Origin of the sequence: Aquirufa sp., from assembly GCF_044377215.1 — a bacterium.
In the GTDB taxonomy this organism is placed as follows: domain Bacteria; phylum Bacteroidota; class Bacteroidia; order Cytophagales; family Spirosomataceae; genus Aquirufa.
On record NZ_JBILJM010000058.1, the window covers coordinates 1 to 4,658 of the forward strand.

The window sequence follows — 4,658 nt, forward strand, 5'->3', positions numbered from 1 at the left end:
CGCCTCATCCTTGGGTTCATAATTAGCCGTATCCATATAATGCACACCTGTTTCTAAACAAGCATCCATGATAGTTAAATCTTGGTATGGAAGAGCCACATTAATAACCATAAATGGTTTCTCTTTTGTAAATAAATCGACCAAAGCAGGAACATCATCAGCATCAACTTGACGCGTTTGTATAGCTGTAGGTAGACCTATCTTTTTTGCTTCATCCGCTATTGCATCACATTTTCGTAATGTACGGGAGGCTAAAATAACCTCAGAAAAAAATGATGGATTCATGGCACATTTTTTAGCCACAACATTTCCAACGCCACCAGCTCCAATAATTATTACTTTTTTTCCCATGATTTATTTAAAAAAGAATGCAAAAATAACCCAACAAGCGCTAGAATCAAAAAATCAATTTGAATTATTTTTAAAAGGGCGAATTGCATTTTCAAACGCCTTAAACCAATAATTAGCATATAATTGATCCGTGCGTACCCCCTTACTCGTACTCGCATGAATAAAGGTCACTTCATTATTTCCTTTAACAGACGTAACTAATCCAATGTGATTAATGGCAACAGATCCATTTGTTCTAAAAAATAACCAATCACCTCGTTGAATTTTATTTAGGGGTACCGACAAACCAAAAAGAGCTTGTTGGCCTGAATTACGTGGAATTTCAAAATTGTTCGTACTATAAACACGGAATAGTAAACCAGAACAATCCATTCCATCACCATTCGCTCCACCAGAACGATAAGGAATACCGTAAAATTGCTCCGCTGTACGAATCAATTGATCATTCTCGAAATCCGAAAAATTAGTTGGCAATTCCCTAGAATCCCTTAAATAAGTACTAATCCGATTAATCGATTTACATCCTACTAATCCCCAAAAGCATACGATTAAAACAATGTACTTAAACATAAACTACACTAAGGTCATCTAGATATAATAAAATTCCATCACCAACAACTTGTCCCAATTGAGCCAAAATAGCTTTGTAACGAACGATTTGATCTACGTGCTCTTCCATCCGTTTGCCTGTTTTGAAATCTATGATAATGCTTTTACCTGATTTAGAAATAACGCGGTCAGGCCTAAAAATAGAACCGTCAGGACTTAAAATATCTCGTTCCACGAATAAAAGCTCCTCATCAATAAAAAATTCCTTAAGTATGGGGTCGGTCATAACTTGATTAACCAGTACACGAATAGAATCATCCAAGTAAAAAAAGGAACTAGACTGATTATCCATCCAATATCGAGCACCTCGAATTTGCGCTAGAACTAGATGTAAATATTCACCTTCAGACCGCTTCGATTTACTATGTGAATATAAATCTGAAGATTGGGCAACCACACGAAAATCGGGTGATTTAACAATTTCAGTTTGAATTATTAGCGTACGATCTGATCGATCTACTATTTTACTTGACTTAAAATGTGGATTAGCCACATTTGCTAAATCATAAAAATCAGTCAATTCAGTAAATTCACCTTGAAGATATACGGGTAATCTATCCAATTTTTCAGACGTATTTACAGCAAATTGAACTAAAACCTCTGCAAGAGACTCTCTGTATACCTGTTTTGTTTTGGGAGCCGAATCTTCATCCGGCAAAGATGTTAGAATATGTAAGCGCTGTTTAGCCCTCGTAAAAGCCACATACATCATATTCAATGAATCCAAGAAAATACTATGACGCTCTTGTATACTTTGAATTTTTAAAACATCCTCATGTAAGGCTTCCTTAGCAGCCACCCGGCCATAAGAATACAGTAATTTTTGGTCGTCTAATTCCAATGCCGACAAAGCAACTTCTGATAAATTATACCAAATTCGTTCATTACTAGCCTGATGTGTCCAATTGGCAAACGGAATTATAACAACGGAGTATTCTAATCCTTTTGATTTATGAATACTTGTAATTGTAATTGCATTAAAGCCTTCAGGACTAGCGATCGTAATGGAACCTTTATTTAATTCATAGTAGTTTAAAAATTCTTTAAAATCCTCAGATTGAGTAACTGTGAATTCTTGAATCAAATCTAAAAATTTGAATAAATACTCTGAACCTTCTTTTTGGTTGAATAAATCAAAACAATCAATAATGGCATATACTGTTTGTATTATCGTAAGCTCATTAAATTCTTTTAGTGTAGTAGGCCAATTTAAAAGATGAAGAATATGTTCTAAATAGGATGAATTATACTTAGTTTGATTATGAAAATTAGTTAAAAATTCCACGCTAATTTTTTCACTTTTTAATTCATATACCTGAAAAACAAACTCAATCGCCAAAAATTCATTTGTTGGATTATCCTTAAGTTTAAGTAAAGAGATAATGATACCTACTAAATTTGAATAATGAATTAGAAGTGAATCAGATGAAATAATGGGATAACCTCTTTCTTTCAATTGAATAGCCAAATACCTAGCATGCTTATTTTTTCGAACTAAAATAGCGATGTCCGTATAATTAAATCCTAATCGTACATTTTCTTCAATTTGATTGATGACTTGAGTAAGCATCCAAATTTGCTCTATATCTTTAGCATCAGGATCTAATTTAGGTTTACGAAAAACAGTTAAATCAACAGAACCAGTATACTTATCCGAAGGAACACGGGGAATTTGCTCTAGAAATTGACCATAAATAGGTTTAATCAAATCAGATTGAGCTGCGTACATTTCTTGTTCAGAAATCCACTTAAAAAATGAATTGTTGAATGAAACAATCTCAGCTGCACTTCGGTAATTATAAGCTAAATTTTCATTCGCAACCGCTGAAACTAAGTAGTCAAAACGTTCTTCATCAAAAGTACCCTCACCTATTTTTGATTGAATGATTGATTTATCTTTTTGAGTTAAGGAAGCAATGAGGCCAACCTCCCCACCTCTAAATTTATATATTGATTGTTTTGCGTCACCCACAAGTAAATTTTGATGCCCTAAGGAAACAGAATTTTCTAACAAAGGCATGAAATTTTGCCATTGTAGCATGGAAGTATCTTGAAATTCATCAATTAAAATATGCGTATACCGATCACCTAATTTTTCATAAATAAAAGGAACTGGATCATTCGCAATAACTTGATAAAGTCTTTTTGAAAACTCGGAGATGGAAACTGCTGCATTCTCGTTTTGATAAATAACCAATTCTTCCGCTATTGAAGACAATAAGGCTATCTTTTTAATATCCCGAACAATCCATAAGAGCAGTTGGTTTCTTGAAAAGTTCTCATCGTACATCGTAACAAAAGATTGCCCAATAGTATGCAATGAATCCGCTAAATCATTAATTTCAATTGCGGTACTTTTATCTACTTTGCTTGCAGCCCATTGATTAGATTCAAGTGCCTTGTTGAGCGAAGAAAATTTAAAATCTACTAATTTTTTGTCGGCTATAAATTTCCTAAAATAATGTACTGGACTAAATCGGCCACTCGTGAAATAATCATCTGGAAACTGTAGTGGATTTATGTAGCTGATAAATTCAGAGGCTATATCGAGCATCCTAGTCTCAAATTCAAGAATTTGTTGACGAATTTGCGTTTCAATTAACTTAAAATCCTCCATGGAAAAAACATCCATGTGGGGTTTAATTTGATGATAAGATTCATCTAAACAAATACGTAAAAACTGATGCAGATTAGCACGTAATAAATTCCAAGATCTACCTTCAGAAACCTCTGTTTTTGCGAAATCAATTAAAAGTTCTGTTAAAATTGGATCTCCAAGCCGATTAACTTTTTCTAGCAATTGATCAATCAAATGGTCCATCAAACCATTTGAATCTAAAATAACTTCAAATTGACTCGGTAGATTTAATTCCTCAATGAAAGTAGAACTTAAACGCTGAACAAAACTATCAATAGTCATGACAGAAAATAAACCATAATCTTGTAAAATTTGCTGTAGAGCAACTGAAGCACGTTTAGAAATTTCAGTCTTACTTACATCTAAACCTTCTGCTTGAAAATCGACAAATATTAGAGCTAATAGCTCATGATCTTGATCGCTTTGAGGATTCGAAATGCCTTGTAAATACTCGATTATTCGAGTTCGCATTTCCTCAGCAGCTTTAATCGTAAATGTAACAGCTAAAATGCGCCTAAAATAACCCCGACGATCCTCCTCGCGTAAGGCCAACTTGATATATTCTAAGGTTAGAGTAAACGTTTTCCCAGAGCCGGCCGATGCAGAAAAGAGTTTTATAGACATAGAATAATTTTAAATTCAAGACGAATGCAAGATAAAATAAAAATAGGATTAATTCGGTGTGGTATTTATTCCTATCTTTGTTTCCCGTAACCAAATAATGAATTATTCGAATGTCTGGCAAGGGATCAATTAAGAAATCAAAGTACATTTTCGTTACGGGTGGCGTAACAAGCTCACTCGGAAAAGGCATCATCGCCTCTTCACTTGCCAAACTTTTACAGGCTCGTGGATTGTCATGTACAATCCAAAAATTTGACCCTTATATCAATATAGATCCGGGCACGTTAAATCCATACGAACATGGAGAATGTTATGTGACAAACGATGGAGCGGAAACTGATTTAGATTTAGGGCATTATGAGCGTTTTTTAAATACACCTACAAGCCAAGCAAATAATATTACGACTGGGCGTGTTTACCACAACGTAATGACCAA

The 4,658-nt window shown here is 34.1% G+C and carries 3 protein-coding genes and 1 pseudogene; 1 reads left to right on the plus strand and 3 read right to left on the minus strand.

Going from position 1 to position 4,658, the window contains the following annotated elements:
- From ACIQ6T_RS11180 to ACIQ6T_RS11190, 3 genes are all read right to left on the minus strand, one after another.
- Positions 1–351, minus strand: a 351-nt coding sequence (locus tag ACIQ6T_RS11180) for a saccharopine dehydrogenase NADP-binding domain-containing protein (RefSeq protein ID WP_395786408.1), incomplete at its 3' end; no start/stop codon positions are given.
- Positions 352–405: 54 nt separating this feature from the next.
- Complete coding sequence (locus ACIQ6T_RS11185; protein WP_395786410.1) at positions 406–921, minus strand: C40 family peptidase; 516 nt, start codon at positions 919–921, stop codon at positions 406–408.
- Positions 914–4,222 (minus strand): UvrD-helicase domain-containing protein, encoded by a 3,309-nt coding sequence (locus tag ACIQ6T_RS11190; protein WP_395786412.1) that lies wholly within the window; start codon positions 4,220–4,222, stop codon positions 914–916. The genes ACIQ6T_RS11185 and ACIQ6T_RS11190 overlap by 8 nt, the downstream gene beginning before the upstream one ends.
- A 110-nt stretch (positions 4,223–4,332) precedes the next feature.
- Here ACIQ6T_RS11190 and ACIQ6T_RS11195 point away from each other — a divergent pair.
- Positions 4,333–4,658 (plus strand): annotated as a pseudogene (locus ACIQ6T_RS11195) (CTP synthase); the annotation flags it as partial.

Bases quoted from the DNA above. Each gene is read 5' to 3' on its own strand.
- ACIQ6T_RS11185 (WP_395786410.1), bottom strand. From the start codon at position 921: ATGTTTAAGTACATTGTTTTAATCGTATGCTTTTGGGGATTAGTAGGA.
- ACIQ6T_RS11190 (WP_395786412.1), bottom strand. From the start codon at position 4,222: ATGTCTATAAAACTCTTTTCTGCATCGGCCGGCTCTGGGAAAACGTTT.